Origin of the sequence: Pseudomonas sp. S60 (genome assembly GCF_016647865.1) — a bacterium.
GTDB classification, from domain to species: Bacteria; Pseudomonadota; Gammaproteobacteria; order Pseudomonadales; family Pseudomonadaceae; genus Aquipseudomonas; species Aquipseudomonas parafulva.
Window position 1 is genome coordinate 1 of sequence record NZ_JACVVH010000020.1, and the last position, 19546, is coordinate 19546.

Here is a 19546-nt window from a genome sequence, read left to right on the forward strand (position 1 = left end):
GTGCCATGCACCGCGCTGCCTGCTTCGCGGGTGAACCCGCTCCCACAGGATAGGGGTTCACCCGAGAAAGCGCCTGATCAGGCGGAAGCGCCCAACTTTCCTGGGCGTCGCACCTGGGGCTGCGAGGCGTTGGCGCCTGCGCTTTCTTCGATGGCCTGCTGAATCGCCTTGCGGCGGCGTTCTTCGGCGCGGCGGCTGAAGTGCCAGACAAAGAAGGTCACCCACGATACAAACAGCAGAATCAGGCTCCCACAGAGGCGCCCACACTGCTAGTCAGAAAAAATGCGCAATCCTTGTGGGAGTGGGTTTACCCGCGAAACAGGCAGCGCGGAGTAGGGCACCGGCTTCGCCGGTGTTCGCGGCTGAAGCCGCTCCCACAGGTCCCTGCCAGGTCAACTGGATACTTGCGGCTCTATGAGCATTGCGATGCGCCGCAGGCGGCGCTCGCCCCCGTCAGTTCTGTTCCGCCACACTCGACTTGCCTTGGCGCGTCTCGATCTCGTCGATCAGGCGCTTGGCCAGTGCCGGGTAGTTCTCGTCAAAGTGGTGGCCGCCCGGCAGCTTCAAACGCTCGCCCACGGCCGTCTTGTCGGTACAACCGCTTTCGTCGGTTTCTTCCACCCCGTACACGCACACCACCTTGGCCGCTGGCAGTTTTGCCATTTCCGGGCCTGTAGGCGCTTCCTGGCCTTCCTTGCCCAACCAGCCTTCAACTTCGATCTCAAAGCTGCCACTGCGAGCGAAGGCCAAAAGCACAACGGCATCGATGCGTTGCTGGTCCTCGGGCGGCAGGCGGTTATAGATGGCCGGCAGTACGTCTGCACCAAATGAATAACCGGTCAGCACGAAGCGCTTGGTGCCCCACTTCTGGCGGTAGTGATGCATGAGCTCAGACAGGTCGGCTGCGCTCTGTTCCGGCGTCTTGTGCTGCCAGTAGTAGCGGAGGGTGTCGATGCCCACCACCGGGTAACCGAGCTTGGCCATTTCCCCGGCCACATCACGGTCAAGGTCGCGCCAGCCGCCGTCACCGGAAAGGAACAGGGTCACGGTGTCAGTCGTCTGCCCGGCAGGTACTTCAACCACCGGTATGGCCAGTGCGTTGCCGTCCTGGCCAACCAGCGCCTGGGTCAGCTGCGCCTTGAGCACTTGTGGCAAATGAATGTCGTAGTCGCTGATGCTGGTTTCGGCGTTGGCCTGGTCGCGAACGAAGGCGGCGCTGGCATCATCGGGGTTGTCGTTCCAGGCAACGTTCCAATGGCCGTGGGGGGCGGATTTAGGCAGCGGGGCCTGGCACCCGGGTTGCTCCAGCGTGAAACCAACGGAAATAGCCCGGGCCTTGTCGTTGCCTTGGTTGGCCAGCCAGCGCCAGGCCTGTGCGGCACCTGGCCCGATACCGGCCACCAACGTGGGTGGCTGCGGCAACTGGGCCAGCGCCTGGTCCATCGCTTGCTGCTGCTTGCTGCAATCGGCGGCGGGCAAGGTCACCTGCACCAGTTGCGCATCTGCGGCCTGGGCCAGGTCCAGCAGTTGCTTGTGGGTCAGGGCCTGGTCTTCAGGCACACCGATGGCGACCCGGGCGGTGGCGCGCACCCCGGGGGTAACACGGGTGATGCTGGTGCCATCAATGGTCAGTTGTTCAAGCCGGGCCTCAGGTGCTGGGCGCGTCCATAGCCAGAACGCCAACCCGGCGCCAAGGGCGGCCAGCAGCAAAGGAACCAGCAGGTACAGCCAAAAGCGTCGGGTCATCAGCGTTTCACCAATCCAGTCAAGCCGCCGGCAATCAGGGCAGCAGTGTCGGCCAGTGCCACCAGCGGGTCGAGCCCGGCTGGCACAGCCATGTAACGGGGTTCCCAGTCCGGTTGGAACTTGTCCTTGAAACGGCGCAGCCCCTGGAAGTTGTAAAGCTGCTCGCCACGGCGGAACACCATCGAACCCAGGCGCTGGGTAAGGGGCGCGCCACGGCGCGGCTGCAGGCCGGAAAGCGGCACCATGCCGAGGCTGAAGCGACCGTAGTCATGGCTTTTGTAATGCAGGATCAGGCCGATCATCATGAATTCCATGGTCAGCTTCGGCGCCTCTGGGTGGGCGCGCATCAGGTCCAGGCTCGCCAGTTCGTTGCTGTGGGTTTCCAGCAGGTTGGCAAACGCCACCGGCCGGCCCTGGAAGCGAATCAGGGCGATGCGGAAGTGCTGCAGGTACTCCGGGCTGAAACGCCCCAGCGAGAAGCCTTTTTCTCGCACGTTCTTGCCGGTCAGCCAGGCATCCGAAATTTCCTTCAGCTCGGCCAACGGGGCTTGGCCGTGCTCGTGAATTTCCAGGGTCAGGCCATCACGACCGCCACGGTTCCAGGTGTAGCGCAGGTCCTTCATCTCCTTGCCTTTGGCTTCGAGATCAAAGCGGCGTAGGTCGACCCGGGCTTCCTCGCCCAGCTTCAACGCGGTCAGGCCAATGTCCATGTAGAACGGCAGGTTCTCGGCGCGCACCTGGTAGAACACCGGCCGGGCATGGTGCAGGTCGCACAGGTCACGGAACTGCCAGATCATTTCGGCACGTTCCTGGGCGGGGCCAATAGGGTCGTACAGCGCCACCAAGCTGCGACCACGGCGTGCGTACATCAGAAACGCGTTGTCGCGGGGGTGGAACAGCAGGGCCTTGTCGCCGGTCAGGGCCAGGCCCCCGTCGGGTTGGTCCGACGCCAGCAGTATGCGGTTGGCGCGCTGCAGCTCCGCTTCATCAGGCTGATGAATGACCGGTGGCGCCGTACGCAGCAGCCAGGTCAGCGCCAACGCCGCCAGCAGCAAGGCACTGCCCATGGCCGCACGCAGACCGCGTGGGGCATCGGCGTCCAACGTGAACTGCCACCACAGTTGGTGGCTGTACGGCACGTCCTGGTAAGCGAACAGCAGCAGCCATACCGAAGCACCGACCGCGCAGGCACTGGCGACCAGATACACCGGCGAGAACGGCAGTTCCAGCAGGCGGCTTGGGCGGTAGAACGAGCGGCGGAACAAGGCGAGCAGGGCGGCGGTGAATGTCAGCAGGGACGCTTCTTCCCAGTCGAAGCCCTTGAGCAGCGACAGCAACGAGCCCACCAGCAGCAGTACCGTGGTCAACAGCCAGGCAGCCGACAGGCGCCGGCGCAGGCCCTGGGCCAGCAGCAGGCACAGTACGCCAATCAGGCTGGCGCCAAAGTGCGATGCGTCGATCAGCCGGTGAGGGATCAGGAAACCCATGTGCTCAAGGCGCGAGTCAATCTCGGGTGTAGCGCCGGAGAACAGCAACACCACGCCGGAGATGAACACCATGATCGCCAGGATCGGCGCAGCCAGCCCCGATGCAGCCTTCATTGCCTGCTGGGCGAACAGCAGGCGCTTGGCTTCATTGGCCAGCAGCAGTACGCACGCCACCAGCAACGGCAGCACCACATAGATCAGCCGATAAAGCAGCAAGGCCGCTGCCAGCGGAGCGGCACCCAGCTGGTTGGCAAAGGCGGCCAGCAGGATCGCTTCGAATACCCCGACACCTCCCGGTACGTGGCTGAGCACGCCGGCTGCCAAGGCTAGCAGGTAGACCAGGACGAACGCGCCGAAGGGTGGTGCCTCTGGCAGCAGCAGGTACAGCACAGTAGCCGCAGCGGCGACATCCAGCGCAGTGATCAGCAACTGCAGGCCTGCCAGGCGGGCACCCGGCAGGCGCAGGGTGCGGCGGCCCAGTTGCACCAGCAGGTTGTCTGCCAGCGGTTGCTCCGCCAGGCGCCTGCGGTACAAGCCGGCCACCAGCAGTGCGCTGGCCACTAGCACCGCGATGGCGACACCTGCCAGCAGGGTGGGCGATAAACGCAGGGCAGTGGAGGCCGCGGGCAGGTTGCTCAAGGTGGCCAGGGCTGCCAGCGGTGGCAGTGCGCAGCCCAGTGAAAGGCTGGCGAATACCGTCATGCGCGCCACTTCACCCGCACCGAGCCCCTGACGGGCATAGAGGCGATAACGCACCGAACCGCCCGAGAGCATCGACAGGCCAATGGCATTACCAATCGCGAACGCGCTGAAGCCGCCCAGCACCAGGCTGCTTGCCGGCAATTTCACCCCGGCGTAACGGCTGGCCGACCACTCGTAACCCAGCAGGATCACAAAGCCGACCACGGTCGCCAGCAAGGCGCCCAGCAACGCGTGCACCGGCACACTCAGCATGGCGTCGTGCAGGGCATAGATGTCCAGCTCGCTCAGCAAGTGGCGGCAGGCGATCAGCGCCATGGTGAACAACAGCAGGGTCACCGCCAGGCCAATGGGCTGGCGGTAACGGCTGATGCGTTCGAGCAAAGGCAGGCGCTGCGCTGCAGTTGGCAGTGCGGTTGCCAGTGGCCCTGCGGGTTCGGGGTTGTGCGAAGTCATGGGTTACCTCGTGCATCAGGCGCGAGGTGAAGAAGAGGTGCGGCCAAGTGAAAGTCCCTTTGGGAAAACGTATCCAATATTACTCCTGCCCAAGGCGCTTAACAGCCAGGCAGCGTTAAAGATAGTTCATTCTAAGGGCGGCGGGCCAAGCCTGTGGTTGGGCAGGCCCCAGCAAAACAAGGCGGGCGGTGTATACGGGGGGCTAAAGCAACAAACCCCGCCTGTCGCTAAACAGGCGGGGTTTGTTCTGACGATATGGTTGCGGGAGCCGGATTTGAACCGACGACCTTCGGGTTATGAGCCCGACGAGCTACCAGGCTGCTCCATCCCGCGTCAGTGGGGCGAATTCTACAGTTTCCATGGATGGTGTCAAGCGCTACTTGTTGATTCTTTTGATTTTTTTAGCCGCACTTTCTCAGGGCCAAAGAAAAAGGCCACTGCGTTAACAGTGGCCTTCTCTCGAATCTGGTTGCGGGAGCCGGATTTGAACCGACGACCTTCGGGTTATGAGCCCGACGAGCTACCAGGCTGCTCCATCCCGCGCCTGTGAGATCGAATTCTACGGATTTCCCTGGCAGTGTCAAGCTTTATTCTAAAAAAACCTTTCCCGTTCAAACTCTTAGCAGCCGTGAAAGGGGAGCGCCCCAGGCGTGGCGGGGTTTTCAGGCCGGTAATCGGGCAACCCTGGGCACAGGCTGTTTCACTCCAGGCCTCATGCGCTACTATCTGTATGAATTTACAGTGCTCACGGTCATCCATGTCTTTGCGCAAGATCATCCACGTCGACTGCGACTGCTTCTACGCAGCAATCGAGATGCGCGACGACCCACGCCTGGCCGGTCGGCCGATGGCAGTGGGTGGCTCCGCCGAGCGGCGTGGGGTCATCGCCACCTGCAATTATGAGGCGCGTGCCTATGGTGTGCGCTCGGCCATGTCGTCCCGCCATGCCCTCAAGCTGTGCCCGGACCTGTTGATCGTCAAGCCGCGTTTCGAGGCCTACCGCGAAGCTTCCCGTGAAATCCACAGTATTTTCCGCGAGTACACCGACCTGATCGAGCCGTTGTCCCTTGATGAAGCCTATCTGGACGTCAGTGACAGCCAGTGGTACGCCGGCAGCGCCACGCGCATCGCTGAAGACATTCGCCGGCGTGTTGCCCGCACACTGCATATCACGGTTTCTGCAGGTGTGGCGCCCAACAAGTTTCTGGCCAAGATCGCCAGTGACTGGCGTAAGCCCAATGGGTTGTTCGTGATAACGCCCGACGAGGTCGAGGCGTTTGTCGCCGCATTGCCGGTTGCCAGGCTGCATGGGGTGGGCAAGGTGACCGCAGAGAAGCTGACGCGCCTTGGCATTGAAACCTGCCTGCAACTGCGAGACTGGTCGCGCCTGGCGCTGGTGCGCGAATTCGGCAGTTTCGGCGAGCGCTTGTGGGGGTTGGCCCGAGGCATTGACGAGCGGGTTGTTCATAACGACAGCCGTCGCCAATCGGTCAGCGTGGAAAACACCTACGACACCGACCTGCCGGACCTGGCCAGTTGCCTGGCGCGCTTGCCGGAGCTGCTGGAAAGCCTGAATACACGCATCGAACGAATGGACGCCAGCTACCGACCGGACAAACCCTTCGTCAAGGTCAAGTTTCACGACTTCACCCAGACCACGCTGGAGCAGGCCGGGGCGGGCAGGGACCTGGACAGTTATCGGCAGTTACTGGGGCAGGCGTTCGCCAGGGGTGGCAAACCGGTGCGTTTGCTGGGGGTAGGGGTGAGGTTGCGTGACCTGCGCGGGGCGCATGAACAGATGGAGTTGTTCCCGCCGCAATAGCGCACCTGGCGACGGTGCGCCCGCTTTCTATAAAGAAGGCGCATTTTGCCAGTGGATCAATGGGTCAGTGCGCGCCTGGGTCGGCCACCAGCCGGCCGGTTGCCTTGGTCAACGACTTGAGAAACTCCTGTTGCAGCTCCGGGTCGTTGCGCGTGAGCTCGATCAGGCTTTGCTCCATTTCGCTGGCTTCCTCTTCCAGGCCCAGCTCTGACAGGCGTTTGACCCGATGCACCCATTGCCCGACATCGTCGTCTTCGAGGTCGTCGAAAATCAGCTCGTGGGCTTCGCGCAACTTGTTGCGCAGCGTGGCGCTGACCAACAGGCTGGCATCACCGCGTACCGCGTTGTCTTCATCCACTACCTGTAGATGCAGTGTGCCAACGTGGTTGAGGTTCTGTTCGGAGAACGGAGTGTCCAGCAGGTTCAAGCGCAACATGCCATTGCGGTCGGTGGTGAGTTCGTGGGTCATCTTGCCCGCTTTCACCTCGACCAGGCGCTCGCTCCACGGCATGCTCGTGGCCTCTTCGCGCTTGGCTTTCTGCACTTCGCTGATACCCGCAAGGTTCTGCTGGGCGCGGCCATTGGACGCCACGTTCATGAACGGGTTGAGGCCGTCCACGCCGTAGCTCAGCCAGTCATGGGTGACACTTTGCGGCAGGTTGCCCAAGGCGAAGACGTTGACCACGTTTGCCCCAACGCCTGCCACCACCGCAACAGCGCCAAGCGGGATTTCGTAGATTTCCCGCCATGGCTGGTAGGGCGTATAGCGGTCGTAGTGACGGGTCACTTCGTATTCGGTGACTTCAAAACGCTTCTGCTCGTGCACGCGCACACGTCGCTGCGGCAGCTCCATGACCTCTGGCTCGCCAACATCGATTTGCAAGGTGTGCTCGAGCAGCTTGCGCTCCACGCGCTCCTCATGGTCGCTACGCTGGGGCATCTGGTTGGCGCAGCCGCTGACGAGCAGGGCGCCGCAGAGTGCGGCGCCCGTCAGGTTGAAGGTACTTCGCTTTGACATGATCACTCGGGCATTGGTTATCAGCGGCGAACGCGGGTCTGCAGGAAGGTCAGCACCTCGTTGAGCGGCAACGCCTGGGCATCCTGCTCTGTCCGGTGCTTGTATTCCAGGTTGCCATCAGCCAGGCCGCGGTCACTGACCACGATGCGGTGCGGAATACCGATCAGTTCCATGTCGGCGAACTTGATGCCGGGGCTGGTCTTCTTGTCCCGGTCGTCCAGCAGCACTTCGTAACCGGCAGCGGTCAGCTCGGCATACAGCTTGTCGGTCGCCTCGCGAACAACCTCGGTCTCATAACGCAGCGGTACCAGGGCGATCTGGAAGGGCGCCAGCGCATCGTTCCAGATAATGCCCTTGTCGTCGTGGTTCTGCTCGATGGCAGCGGCCACCACACGGGATACACCAATGCCGTAGCAGCCCATGGACAGCACCACTGGCTTGCCGTTTTCACCCAGTACCTGGCACTTGAGCGCCTCGCTGTACTTGGTGCCCAGCTGGAAGATATGGCCCACTTCGATACCGCGCTTGATCACCAGCGTGCCTTGGCCGTCCGGGCTTGGGTCGCCTTCGACCACGTTACGCAGGTCGGCCACCTGAGGTACTGGCAGGTCGCGTTCCCAGTTCACGCCGAAGTAGTGCTTGTCGTCGATGTTGGCGCCGATGCCGAAGTCGCTCATCAGGGCCACCGAGCGGTCGATCACGCACTCCAGCGGCAGGTTCATCGGGCCGAGCGAGCCGGCGCCGGCGCCAATGGCGTCACGCAGGTCGGCATCGGGTGCCATGACCAGCGGGTCAGCCACCTGCTCCAGCTTGGCGGCCTTGATTTCGTTGAGCTCGTGGTCACCACGCACGACCAGGGCGACCAGCTTGCCCTCTTCGGAGCCACGTACGATCAAGGTCTTGACGGTTTTCTCGATCGGCAGGCCGAAGTTTTCAACCAGCTGGGCAATGGTCTTGGCATCGGGCGTATCGACCAGGCGCAGCTCTTCGGTAGGGGCGGGGCGCACGGTTTCCCGCGGCATGGCCTCGGCCTTCTCGATGTTGGCGGCGTAGTCGGAGCTGTCGCTGAAGATCACATCGTCTTCACCCGACTCGGCCAGCACGTGGAATTCGTGCGAGTAGCTGCCGCCGATGGAGCCGGTGTCGGCCTGCACAGGGCGGAAATCCAGGCCCAGGCGGGTGAACACATTGGTGTACGCCTGGTGCATGCGGTCGTAGGTCTCCTGCAGGGAGCCCTGGTCGGCATGGAACGAGTAGGCGTCCTTCATGATGAACTCGCGGCCGCGCATCAGGCCGAAGCGCGGGCGGATCTCGTCACGGAACTTGGTCTGGATCTGGTACATGTTCAGCGGCAGCTGTTTATAGCTGGACAGCTCATTGCGGGCCAGGTCGGTGATGACCTCTTCGTGGGTAGGGCCCACGCAGAACTCACGCTGGTGACGGTCCTTGACCCGCAGCAGCTCGGGGCCGTACTGCTCCCAGCGGCCGGATTCCTGCCACAGTTCGGCGGGCTGGATGCTGGGCATCAGCACTTCCAGTGCGCCGGCTGCGTTCATTTCCTCGCGCACCACGTTCTCGACCTTGCGCATGACCCGCAGGCCCATCGGCAGCCAGGTGTACAGGCCGGAGGCCAGTTTGCGGATCATGCCGGCACGCAGCATGAGCTGATGGCTGATGACCACTGCGTCGGCAGGGGTTTCTTTCTGGGTGGCGAGCAAATATTGACTGGTGCGCATGGTTAGCCGTGTCTAATACGTTGAAATAGCCCCGCATTGTACGGGGGTGAAACGAAGGCGTACAGGATGCCCCAGGGCGCCGCTGTTGTCAGCCAAAGAAAAAGCCCGGCGTGATCGCCGGGCTTTTCAAGTGCGGGGCACTGCAAGCCAGGCTTACAGGATGCTCAGCGGGTACTCCACGATCAGGCGCAGTTCGTCCAGCGATGGGGAGCCGTAGTAGACGCCATCGGAAGAGCGGTAGGTGGCCTGACGTACGCGGAAGCTGAGGTCCTTGGCCGGGCCTTCCTGCAGCACGTACTTGATGTCGATGTCGCGTTCCCATTCCTTGCCATTGCTGGTGGTGCCGGTGTCTGCACCGGTACCGCGCACGTAGCGAGTCATGAAGCTCAGGCCTGGGATGCCGTACTCGGCAAAGTTCAGGTCGTAGCGGGCCTGCCAGGACTTCTCGCCTTCGGCGTTGAAGTCGGAACGCGCCACGGAGTTGGCCAGGAACACGGTGCCACCGCCGTCTACGCCGTAGCCATAGTCGCCGTCACCGGTCACTTTCTGGTAGGCCAGGGTGAAGGTGTGCGCGCCGATGTTGTACGCGCCGGACAGGCTGAAGGCACGGTTGTCGAGCTTGGTCACGCCGTCTTTTTCGGCGCGCTGCAGGCCTTGGCCGTCGCTCTTGGTGTCGTAGAAGTTGAAGTCGAACACCAGGCCTTGCTTGTCGGACAGCGGCAGCGCCCAGTTGACGTTGGCGTAGTATTTGCGCCAGTAGTCTTCGACCTTGGAGTAGTACAGGCTGGTGGACAGGCTGTCGGTGAAGGCGTAGGTACCACCGAATACATCGGCTTCCTTCAGGCGCAGGCTGTCACGGTTGGTCTGCTCCTGGCCGGTCAGGCTGGTGAAGCGGCCGGCGTGCAGGGTCAGGCCTTTGATGTCGTTGCTGGTGAGCAATGCACCTTGGGCGATTTCAGGCAGCAGGCGGCTGTCATCGGTTGCGAAGACGGGCAGCGCAGTGAACTGGTCGCCGACTTTCAGCACGGTGTCGGAAATGCGGAATTTCACCGCGCCGCCGCCCTTGGAGTAGTCATCCTGCGAGCGGCCGTCGGAGCCCGTCGGGAACAGGCCGGTGCCGGCGCGGCCTTTGCCGCTGTCCAGTTTCAGGCCCAGCATGCCGATGGCGTCCAGGCCTACACCTACGGTGCCCTGGGTGAAGCCCGACTCGTAGGTGCCGACGAAACCGAGGCCGGTTTCTTCGCGGCGGCTTTGGCCGCCCTGGTTGTTGCGGAAATCACGGCTGAAATACAGCATGCGAGTTTTGACGCTCAGCTTGCTGTCTTCAACAAAACCTTTGGACTCATCCTGCGAAGAGGCCAGTGCCATCTGCGAGGACCCCGCCGAAACGGCCAGGGCGATCATGCTCCACTTCATCACGCGCATCGTGATTTGCTCCTTTGGTTTTTTTAGGAAGAGTACCGCTGCATCCAGGTGTTCTAGTTATCGGGTGCAGCTCTTTCTTGTTATGTCGGCGAAAAGATATAGCACGCTGACTGACGTTGGCGATATGGCAATAAGCACTCTTTACGGAACTTTTTTTCCACGTCGCTGTCGGGCATTTTCAGGTCGTAATCCGCAGCTTTTCACACATAGCCTTGGTAACCCGGGTATTGCAGTAGTCATGCCGACTTGGCGTCAGAGCAATGCAACAAGCGTGCTCATATTTGCCCCTGTTGATGAAATTTTCACATTTGCCGCGGGCGACCACCGCCGAGGTCCTGAAAACACGGGGTGTGGGCTGTCTGATGGTGTGCCTGTGTAAACCCACGTGGCAAACCCGCTAGCTTGCTATCAAAGTCAATGTGTTACCGCGATTTGTTAATCCAGAGTCAATTGTGGCCTTCGTTTGTGTCAGACCGTGTGCAGGAGGCGTCATTTTGGTGCGAAAAGTAGCGCTGTGTTACCGGGGTCGTGCAGCGTATTCTGATGACGGCTTTTTTTTGCGTTGTAACCGCTGTATCCGCTTGGAGGAGGTTCACTTTGTTTGTTCTTGATTCGCGTTTGCAACTCGATACGGTGGTGCTGGGTGACTTCGCGCTGTGCCAGCTGCTGCTGAGCAAGGATGCCAACTATCCGTGGTTCATCCTGGTGCCAAAACGCCCGGGCGTCAGTGAGCTTTTCGACCTGGACGCCGCAGAGCAACACCAGCTGTGGCAAGAAACCACCCAGTTGGCCGTCGCGCTCAAAGCCAGCTATGGCGCAGACAAGATGAATGTCGCCACCCTGGGTAACGTGGTCAGCCAGTTGCACATGCATGTGATCGTGCGCATGCAGGGCGATGCGGCCTGGCCGGCACCGGTTTGGGGCAAGTGCCCGGCGGTGAGCTACAGCGACGAGCAGGTGCAAGTGGTTCGCCAGCGCGTGCGGGCTTTGCAGCTGGAAGGCTTCAAGGAGGCCGCCGATGTCGCTTGAGCAGCGGATGGTCGAGCTGGAAACCCGTCAGGCGTTTCAGGATGACACCATCCAGGCGCTCAATGACGTGGTGGTGGAGCAGGGGCGGGTGATCGAGCGGCTGCAGCTGCAGATGGCCGAGCTGCTCAAGCGTTACGAGGAAATGGTAGGGCAGTACGGCAGTGAGGGTGAGGAGGCGCCGCCGCCTCATTACTAAGGGCGGCGGGGTACCTGTCGGGCCGGTAACCGGCCCGCTGGTGGTGCGGCGTTCAGCGGCGGTTCACCGCCACCACGTCCTCGGCCTGCAGGCCTTTGTCGCGGTGCATCACGGAAAACTCGACGCGCTGGCCCTCCACCAGAATGCGGTGGCCCTCACCGCGAATGGCGCGAAAGTGCACGAAAATATCGTCGCCGGAATCCCGGGAGATAAAGCCGAAGCCTTTGGAGGTGTTGAACCACTTCACGGTGCCGGTATCCCGGTTGCCCGCATCGGGTGCGCTGTGCTGGGTTGCACGCGCCTTGCGCGGGCTTTGGGCGAAACCCGCCACCAGGTGCAGCAGTACAGCCAGCGATGCACAGACCAACGCCGCCAGGTTGCCCATTTCCGGGCGCGCCAGCAGGGTCAGGGTTTGCAGCACCACCGCTACCACCAGCAAAGCGCAGGCCAGGTATTGCAGTTGTTGCCTGGCGCCGCGGTAGTACAGCGGTACCACCGGTGCCAGTACCAGGTTGAGCAGGCCGAGCAGGGCCAGGTACACCGCGTCGGGTTGTTGCAGGAAGGGTATGGCTTCGGTTTTCAGGCTGGGCATGAACGATAGCAGCAGCGCTGCCACGCCCGTCACCAGATGGACGATCTTGAACATGGGATTGGCTCACAGTTGATAAAGCTGATCACGGGGAGAGCTGGCGGCACGGTGCGCATGAGATGTAGAGCGCGAACACATGACCCACAGCCTATGCACCCGGCAATTGCAGTCCGCACGGGTGGCACGCTGCCTATTTAACAGTAAAGCCGCAGGGTACTCAAACCGCAGGGCGTTCGCGGGTGGCCTGCAACGCCTTGTCACAGGCGCAACGCCCCAGGTATTGCTACAGTGGTCGGCACCCGTTTGGGTCTCAAGCTTTCAGAAGGGGAACGTCATGGCAATCGATATCGGCATCAATGAAGCAGATCGCAAGTCCATCGTCGATGGGCTGTCCCGCCTGTTGTCGGACACGTACGTGCTGTATCTGAAAACCCATAATTTTCACTGGAACGTCACCGGGCCATCATTCCGTACCTTGCACCTGATGTTCGAAGAGCAATACAACGAGCTGGCGCTGGCAGTCGACTCCATCGCCGAGCGTATCCGTGCACTGGGCTTTCCGGCACCCGGTTCGTATGCATTTTATGCCCGCCACTCCTCGATCGAGGAGGAGGAAGGGGTGCCCCATGCCGATGAAATGATCCGCCAGTTGGTACAGGGGCAGGAAACCGTGGTGCGCACGGCGCGCAGCATCTTCCCGGTGGTGGACAAGGTCAGTGACGAACCCACCGCCGACCTGCTGACCCAGCGCATGCAGGTTCACGAAAAAACCGCCTGGATGTTGCGAGTGCTGCTCGACGGCAAGTAGCAGGCACTGTATGCGAAGGCCCGGCCCGGGTAACCGGCCGGGCCTTTGTGGTTTGTGCGGGAAGGCTTTGCCGCTGCTCAGTGCCGACCGAACGGCGCTTCATACACCCCCTGGTACCTGATACGAGGAGGTGTGGCAGATGACCCGCGCGAGCAAACGTACGACAGGCCAGGGGCGTTGGCCTGGCAAGCAGTGCATCGACCCCTTCAAGGCCGACTTCGACATGCTGCAGACACAGCCCGTGTCCCGCTCGGTACGGTTGAACGGGTTTTCAACCTGCCTGCGCCTGGAGGCGGTGTACTGGAGCATCCTGGAGCGCATCGCTGCGGTGAACCACTGCTCGGTCAGCGCGGTACTGTCCTACGTGGACCGCGAAATACACCTGCGCCAGGGTGGGGTGCGCAACTTCAGTGGCCTCATCCGCGTGATCTGTGTGGCATGGCTGCAGGACCCGCCAGCTGCGCACTGATCGCCCGGCGGGCTGCGCAGTGTCGGTTAACCATATATAATCCCGCTTTTTGCTGCCCCGGCAGCCAGCGTTGTGGTTGACGAGAGACACCCATGCCCCTTTATGACTATCAATGTGCGTCCTGCGAGCACCGCATGGAGGTGCTGCAGAAAATCAGCGCCGCGCCGCTTACCGACTGCCCGGCATGTCAGGCCCCGGCGCTGAAGAAGTTGCTGTCGGTACCCGGTTTCCGCCTCAGCGGTAACGGCTGGTACGAAACCGACTTCAAGACTGGCGCCAAGAAGAACCTGGCAGGCGGCGACAAGGCCGACTGAGTTGAATGCTGTGACCGGGTCTTGCAGTATTAGCCCTCCGGGCGGCCAAGGCCTCCACCGAATACACGAATCACGAGAAGCGAAACCACCATCATGATGCGCAGCCATTATTGCGGCCAACTGAACGAGAGCCTGGACGGCCAGGAAGTCACCCTTTGCGGCTGGGTCCATCGTCGCCGGGACCACGGCGGGGTGATCTTCCTCGACATCCGTGACCGCGAGGGCATGGCCCAGGTCGTGTTCGACCCGGACCGCGCCGACACCTTCGCCGCTGCTGACCGCGTGCGCAGCGAGTACGTCGTGCAGGTCACCGGCAAGGTGCGCAAGCGCCCTGACGGTGCGGTCAATGCCAACATGGCGTCCGGCGCCATCGAAATCCTCGGTTATCAGCTCAATGTGCTGAACGAAGCCGAAACCCCGCCGTTCCCGTTGAACGAATACTCCGACGTGGGCGAAGAAACCCGCCTGCGCTATCGCTTCATCGACCTGCGTCGCCCGGAAATGGCCGACAAGCTGCGCCTGCGCTCGCGCATCACCAGCAGCATCCGCCGCTTCCTCGACGAAAACGGCTTCCTGGATGTGGAAACCCCGATCCTCACCCGTGCCACCCCAGAAGGCGCGCGTGACTACCTGGTGCCAAGCCGTACCCACGCCGGCAGCTTCTTTGCCCTGCCACAGTCGCCGCAACTGTTCAAGCAACTGCTGATGGTGGCCGGCTTCGACCGCTACTACCAGATCGCCAAGTGCTTCCGTGACGAAGACCTGCGCGCAGATCGCCAGCCGGAATTCACCCAGATCGACATCGAGACCAGCTTCCTGGACGAGTCCGAGATCATGGGCCTGACCGAGAGCATGATCCGCAAGCTGTTCAAGGAAGTGCTGGACCTGGAGTTCGGCGATTTCCCGCACATGACCTTCGAAGAAGCCATGCGCCGCTACGGCTCCGACAAGCCAGACCTGCGTATCCCGCTGGAACTGGTCGATGTTGCCGACCAGCTCAAGGACGTCGACTTCAAGGTGTTCGCCGGCCCGGCCAACGATCCGAAATGCCGCGTCACCGCCCTGCGCCTGCCAGGCGGCGCCAGCATGCCGCGCAGCAAGATCGACGAGTACACCAAGTTCGTCGGCATCTATGGTGCCCGCGGCCTTGCCTACATCAAGGTCAACGAGCGCGCCAAAGGGGTCGAGGGCCTGCAGTCGCCGATCGTCAAGAACATCCCCGAGGCCAACCTCAACACTATCCTCGACCGCGTCGGCGCTGTAGACGGCGACATCGTGTTCTTCGGTGCAGACAAGTTCAAGATCGTCAGCGAGGCCCTGGGCGCGCTGCGTATCCGCCTGGGTCACGACTTCGAGCTGTTCACCTGCGAGTGGGCACCGATGTGGGTCGTCGACTTCCCGATGTTCGAAGAGAACGAAGACGGCAGCTTCACGGCGTTGCACCACCCGTTCACCGCGCCGAAGTGCTCCCCGCAGGAGCTCGAGGCCAACCCCGCCACGGCCCTGTCCCGCGCCTACGACATGGTGCTCAACGGCACTGAGCTGGGTGGCGGTTCCATCCGTATCCACCGCAAGGAAATGCAGCAGGCTGTGTTCCGCCTGCTGGGTATCGAAGCGGCGGAACAGGAAGAGAAGTTCGGCTTCCTGCTCGATGCCCTGAAGTTCGGTGCACCGCCCCACGGCGGCCTGGCCTTCGGTCTGGACCGCCTGGTCATGTTGATGACTGGTGCCCAGTCGATTCGTGAAGTGATCGCCTTCCCGAAAACCCAGAGTGCCGCGTGCGTCATGACCCAGGCCCCAGGCCTGGTCGATGCCAAGGCCCTGCGCGAGCTGCACATCCGTCTGCGCGAGCAGACCAAGGTCGAGTAATCGGCCCCGGGCGTATCCGGCGGATGCGCCCATGCGCTTCGGCGCAGTCTTTCCATGTTCCGCCCTTCGGGGCGGAACCTGTTTCTGTTTCAAGGATCGGGAGTCGTTATGGCAGGCCATTCCAAGTGGGCGAACATCAAGCACCGCAAAGAGCGCCAGGATGCCAAGAGAGGCAAGGTCTTCACCAAGTGGATCCGTGAGCTGACCGTCGCTGCCAAGCAGGGCGGCCCGGACGCGGCCTCCAACCCGCGCCTGCGCCTGGCGCTGGACAAGGCCCTGGGTGCCAACATGAGCCGCGACATTATTGATCGCGCCGTGGCACGTGGTGCCGGTACCAACGAAAGCGACAACGTCGAGGAGCTCAGCTACGAAGGTTACGGCCCAGGCGGCGTGGCGATCATGGTCGAAGCCATGACCGACAACCGCAACCGCACGGCTGCGGCTGTGCGCCATGCCTTCACCAAGTGCGGGGGCAACCTGGGCACCGACGGTTCGGTGGCGTATCTGTTCGAGCGCAAGGGCCAGATCAGTTTCGCCCCGGGGGTAGACGAAGATGCCCTGATGGAAGCTGCAATGGAGGCCGATGCCGACGACGTGGTAGCCAACGATGATGGCTCGTTCGAGGTGTTTACGTCGTTCAACAGCTTCTATGCCGTGCGCAATGCGCTGGAAGAGGCCGGTTTCAAGGCGGCGGATGCGGAAATCGTCATGCAGCCGACCACCAGCGCCGAGCTGGACCAGGATGGCGCTGAAAAGGTACTCAAGCTGATCGACATGCTCGAAGACCTGGACGACGTGCAGAACGTCTATTCCAATGCGCAGATCTCCGACGAGATCATGGAAAACCTCGGCTAGGGTGTTCTGGTAGCTCCAACCAGGCATCCAGGCTTTTCTTTGCTAGCACCGGCCCTTTCGCGGCGGTACGGCGCTCCGATAGACTCGCTGCGCCGTACCGCCGCGAAAGGGCCGTACCGTTTGCAGCAATGCATCATTTTTTCGACAGGCGCTATGACTCTGATTCTAGGTATCGACCCCGGCTCGCGCATCACCGGTTACGGCGTGGTGCGCCAGACCGCCCGCGGCTGCGAGTATGTGGCGTCAGGCTGCATCCGCACCGGCAGCGGCGAGCTGCATGAGCGGTTGCAGATCGTGTTTCGCGGGGTCAGTGAAGTCATCGCCCAGCACGGCCCGGTGACCATGGGCATCGAGCGGGTGTTCATGGCCCGCAATGCCGACTCGGCGCTCAAGCTGGGCCAAGCCCGGGGGGCTGCGATCGTGGCGGCCGCCGAGGCGGGCCTTGAGATCGCCGAGTACAGTGCCACCCAGGTCAAGCAGGCCGTGGCCGGCACCGGCGGCGCCAACAAAGAGCAGGTGATGATGATGGTCATGCACCTGCTCAAGCTCACGCAAAAACCGCAGATCGACGCCTCCGATGCCCTGGCCATCGCCTTGTGCCACGCCCACACCCGTTCCAGCCTGGTGCCCCACGGCCTGGCCACGGCGCGCCGGCGCGGCGGGCGCTTGCGTCTGTAGGCGCTTCATGCGCTGATACACATTATGTGCGGGTGGCGCGTTCACCCGCCGCATTTGCTGATAGGGTTGAGCGGTCTGCGACCGGCTCCCCGAGAATAAGGATCGGAACGTGATTGGAAGATTGCGCGGCACTCTGGCGGAAAAGCAGCCCCCGCACCTGATTATCGACGTCAATGGCGTGGGCTACGAGCTGGAAGTGCCCATGACCACCCTGTATCGCCTGCCAAAGGTTGGCGAGCCGGTGACCGTGCACACCCACCTGGTGGTGCGCGAGGACGCCCACCTGCTTTACGGGTTCGCCGAAAAGCGCGAGCGCGAGTTGTTCCGTGAACTCATCCGCCTCAACGGCGTAGGGCCCAAGCTGGCACTGGCGCTGATGTCGGGCCTGGAAGTCGACGAGCTGGTGCGCTGCGTACAGGCCCAGGACACCTCGGCACTGGTGCGCGTACCGGGCGTCGGCAAAAAAACCGCCGAGCGCCTGCTGGTCGAGCTCAAGGACCGCTTCAAGGCTTGGGAAACGTCCCCGGCCATGTTCACCCTGGTATCGGACGGGCCGTTGCCGGTGGCCAGTGAATCAACCGCTGAAGCCGACGCCGTCAGCGCCCTCGTTTCGCTGGGCTACAAGCCGCAAGAGGCGAGCAAGGCCATTGGGGCCATCAAGGACAAGGCCAGCCTGAGCAGTGAAGAGCTGATCCGTCGCAGCCTCAAGGGGATGATTACCAAGTGATCGAAGCCGACCGCCTGATCGCCGCCAGTGGCCGCGACCGCGAAGAAGTGCAAGACCGCGCGATCCGGCCGTTACGCCTGGAGGAGTACATCGGCCAGCCGGTAGTGCGCGAGCAGATGGCACTGTTCATCCAAGCCGCACGGGGGCGCAGCGAATCGCTTGACCACACGCTGATCTTCGGCCCCCCGGGTCTGGGCAAGACCACCCTGGCCAACATCATCGCCCATGAGATGGGTGTGTCGGTCAAGAGCACCTCTGGGCCTATCCTCGAGCGGCCTGGGGACCTGGCCGCGATGCTTACCAACCTGGAGCCCCATGACGTTCTGTTCATCGACGAAATCCACCGGCTGTCACCCGTCGTCGAAGAAGTGCTGTACCCGGCCATGGAAGACTTTCAGCTCGATATCATGATCGGGGAGGGGCCTGCCGCGCGGTCCATCAAGCTCGACCTGCCACCGTTCACCCTGGTCGGCGCCACGACCCGTGCGGGCATGCTCACCAACCCGTTGCGCGACCGCTTCGGTATCGTCCAGCGCCTGGAGTTCTACAGCGACAAGGACCTGGCGACCATCGTCAGCCGCTCGGCAAGCATTCTGGGCCTGGTCATCGAAGACCTCGGCGCCTATGAGATCGCCCGCCGTGCGCGCGGCACCCCGCGTATTGCCAACCGCTTGCTGCGTCGGGTGCGCGACTATGCCGAAGTGCGGGGCAAGGGCCAGATCACCAAGGCGGTGGCCGACATGGCGCTGAACCTGCTGGATGTGGACGAGCGCGGCTTCGATCATTCCGACCGTCGCCTGTTGTTGACCATGATCGAGAAGTTCGACGGTGGCCCGGTGGGGGTCGACAACCTGGCGGCCGCCATCAGCGAAGAACGCCACACCATCGAGGACGTGCTCGAACCCTACCTGATCCAGCAGGGCTACATCATGCGCACACCACGCGGGCGTGTGGTCACCCGTCATGCCTACCTGCATTTCGGCCTCGACGTGCCGGGGCAGCTGGGGGAGGGCGCCGTTTTTTCCCAAACGGGCGATGAATGACAGATCGAAAACGGCTTTTCGTGGTCCTACCGCTGGCAGGCTGCATGGGCGCTGGCAATACGACATGAACGATGAAAAAACAGTTGCCACAGCGGATTGGCAAGGCGAGGAGTAAGCACTAGAGTATGCGCGCGCTAAATGGCCTGGAACCCTTTGCACACCGTTGTCGCGTCTATTACGAAGATACCGATGCTGGCGGCGTGGTGTATTACGTCAATTACCTGAAATTCATGGAGCGCGCGCGCACCGAACGCTTGCGGCACCTGGGTTTTTCCCAGTCGCAGCTGGCGCAGGGCAACCTGCTGTTTGTGGTCCACTCCAGCGAAGCGCGTTACCACGCGCCGGCGCGGCTGGACGATGAACTGCGGGTTACCGCGCAAGTACTTGAACTCAATCGCGCCAGCCTGCGCTTCGTGCAGCAGGTCTGGCGGGAAAAGGATGAAACGCTGCTCTGCGAAGGGCAGTTCCTGGTGGCCGCTGTGCGCGCCGACACTTTCAAACCCCGAGCCATCCCCCCGGAGCTGCGCGACGCCTTTGTGGCCGACTGCTCGGGTAATCAATCGAATGCAGGAGAATAAGC

18 protein-coding genes, 2 tRNA genes and 1 pseudogene are annotated in these 19546 nt (G+C 62.3%); 12 read left to right on the plus strand and 9 right to left on the minus strand.

Annotation, left to right across the window (positions count from 1 at the left end; genetic code table 11):
* Window positions 1–77: 77 nt before the first annotated feature.
* From IAE33_RS11980 to IAE33_RS12000, 5 genes and pseudogenes are all read right to left on the minus strand, one after another.
* A pseudogene (locus IAE33_RS11980) lies at window positions 78–248 on the minus strand (putrescine ABC transporter permease PotI); the annotation flags it as partial.
* A 205-nt stretch (window positions 249–453) separates the two neighbouring features.
* A complete protein-coding gene (locus IAE33_RS11985) occupies window positions 454–1746 on the minus strand; it encodes a virulence factor family protein (protein ID WP_201163661.1) in 1293 nt (430 codons plus the stop codon).
* Window positions 1746–4388, minus strand: a complete 2643-nt coding sequence (gene mprF, locus IAE33_RS11990; RefSeq protein WP_028634588.1) for a bifunctional lysylphosphatidylglycerol flippase/synthetase MprF — start codon at window positions 4386–4388, stop codon at window positions 1746–1748. The genes IAE33_RS11985 and mprF overlap by 1 nt, the downstream gene beginning before the upstream one ends.
* A gap of 256 nt (window positions 4389–4644) precedes the next feature.
* A tRNA-Met gene (locus tag IAE33_RS11995) sits at window positions 4645–4721 on the minus strand.
* Window positions 4722–4854: 133 nt separating this feature from the next.
* Window positions 4855–4931, minus strand: a tRNA-Met gene (locus IAE33_RS12000).
* Window positions 4932–5151: 220 nt separating this feature from the next.
* On the opposite strand from IAE33_RS12000, the gene dinB reads away from it, so the two are divergent.
* Window positions 5152–6210, plus strand: coding sequence for a DNA polymerase IV (gene dinB / locus IAE33_RS12005; RefSeq protein WP_201163725.1), 1059 nt, complete (start codon window positions 5152–5154; stop codon window positions 6208–6210).
* 64 nt (window positions 6211–6274) lie between these two features.
* Here dinB and IAE33_RS12010 read toward each other — a convergent pair whose 3' ends face one another.
* From IAE33_RS12010 to IAE33_RS12020, 3 genes are all read right to left on the minus strand, one after another.
* The gene (locus IAE33_RS12010; protein WP_201163662.1) at window positions 6275–7228 is read right to left on the minus strand and encodes a hypothetical protein; all 954 of its coding nucleotides are present in this window, start codon (window positions 7226–7228) and stop codon (window positions 6275–6277) included.
* Window positions 7229–7248: 20 nt separating this feature from the next.
* Window positions 7249–8964, minus strand: coding sequence for a proline--tRNA ligase (locus IAE33_RS12015; protein ID WP_201163663.1), 1716 nt, complete (start codon window positions 8962–8964; stop codon window positions 7249–7251).
* A gap of 153 nt (window positions 8965–9117) precedes the next feature.
* A complete protein-coding gene (locus IAE33_RS12020) occupies window positions 9118–10389 on the minus strand; it encodes an OprD family porin (RefSeq protein WP_028634592.1) in 1272 nt (423 codons plus the stop codon).
* A gap of 597 nt (window positions 10390–10986) precedes the next feature.
* Between IAE33_RS12020 and IAE33_RS12025 the strand changes: the two genes are divergently transcribed.
* Both IAE33_RS12025 and IAE33_RS12030 read left to right on the plus strand, forming a co-directional pair.
* Window positions 10987–11418, plus strand: a complete 432-nt coding sequence (locus IAE33_RS12025) for an HIT domain-containing protein (RefSeq protein WP_201163664.1) — start codon at window positions 10987–10989, stop codon at window positions 11416–11418.
* Window positions 11408–11614, plus strand: coding sequence for a SlyX family protein (locus tag IAE33_RS12030; protein ID WP_201163665.1), 207 nt, complete (start codon window positions 11408–11410; stop codon window positions 11612–11614). The genes IAE33_RS12025 and IAE33_RS12030 overlap by 11 nt, the downstream gene beginning before the upstream one ends.
* Before the next feature lie 52 nt (window positions 11615–11666).
* Here IAE33_RS12030 and IAE33_RS24800 read toward each other — a convergent pair whose 3' ends face one another.
* Complete coding sequence (locus tag IAE33_RS24800; RefSeq protein ID WP_201163666.1) at window positions 11667–12260, minus strand: cold-shock protein; 594 nt, start codon at window positions 12258–12260, stop codon at window positions 11667–11669.
* A 277-nt stretch (window positions 12261–12537) separates the two neighbouring features.
* On the opposite strand from IAE33_RS24800, the gene IAE33_RS12040 reads away from it, so the two are divergent.
* The 9 genes from IAE33_RS12040 (at window position 12538) to ybgC (ending at window position 19544) form a co-directional block, all read left to right on the plus strand.
* Entirely contained in the window at window positions 12538–13011 is a 474-nt protein-coding gene (locus IAE33_RS12040) for a Dps family protein (protein ID WP_060482094.1), read from the plus strand.
* Window positions 13012–13150: 139 nt separating this feature from the next.
* Window positions 13151–13480, plus strand: a complete 330-nt coding sequence (locus tag IAE33_RS12045; protein WP_201163667.1) for a ribbon-helix-helix domain-containing protein — start codon at window positions 13151–13153, stop codon at window positions 13478–13480.
* 92 nt (window positions 13481–13572) lie between these two features.
* Window positions 13573–13794 (plus strand): FmdB family zinc ribbon protein, encoded by a 222-nt coding sequence (locus tag IAE33_RS12050; RefSeq protein ID WP_003254776.1) that lies wholly within the window; start codon window positions 13573–13575, stop codon window positions 13792–13794.
* Window positions 13795–13887: 93 nt separating this feature from the next.
* Window positions 13888–15663 (plus strand): aspartate--tRNA ligase, encoded by a 1776-nt coding sequence (gene aspS / locus IAE33_RS12055; protein WP_201163668.1) that lies wholly within the window; start codon window positions 13888–13890, stop codon window positions 15661–15663.
* 108 nt (window positions 15664–15771) lie between these two features.
* Entirely contained in the window at window positions 15772–16518 is a 747-nt protein-coding gene (locus IAE33_RS12060; RefSeq protein WP_028634599.1) for a YebC/PmpR family DNA-binding transcriptional regulator, read from the plus strand.
* Window positions 16519–16671: 153 nt separating this feature from the next.
* Window positions 16672–17196: a crossover junction endodeoxyribonuclease RuvC gene (gene ruvC / locus IAE33_RS12065; protein ID WP_028634600.1), complete on the plus strand. Its 525-nt coding sequence runs from the start codon at window positions 16672–16674 to the stop codon at window positions 17194–17196.
* Between the two features lie 109 nt (window positions 17197–17305).
* Window positions 17306–17923 carry a Holliday junction branch migration protein RuvA gene (gene ruvA / locus IAE33_RS12070; protein ID WP_028634601.1) on the plus strand — a complete coding sequence of 206 codons (618 nt, stop codon included), beginning with the start codon at window positions 17306–17308 and terminating at the stop codon, window positions 17921–17923.
* Window positions 17920–18966, plus strand: coding sequence for a Holliday junction branch migration DNA helicase RuvB (ruvB, locus tag IAE33_RS12075; RefSeq protein WP_201163669.1), 1047 nt, complete (start codon window positions 17920–17922; stop codon window positions 18964–18966). Before ruvA ends, ruvB begins: the two co-directional genes overlap by 4 nt.
* Before the next feature lie 125 nt (window positions 18967–19091).
* Window positions 19092–19544, plus strand: coding sequence for a tol-pal system-associated acyl-CoA thioesterase (gene ybgC, locus IAE33_RS12080; RefSeq protein ID WP_028634603.1), 453 nt, complete (start codon window positions 19092–19094; stop codon window positions 19542–19544).
* Window positions 19545–19546 lie beyond the last annotated feature (2 nt).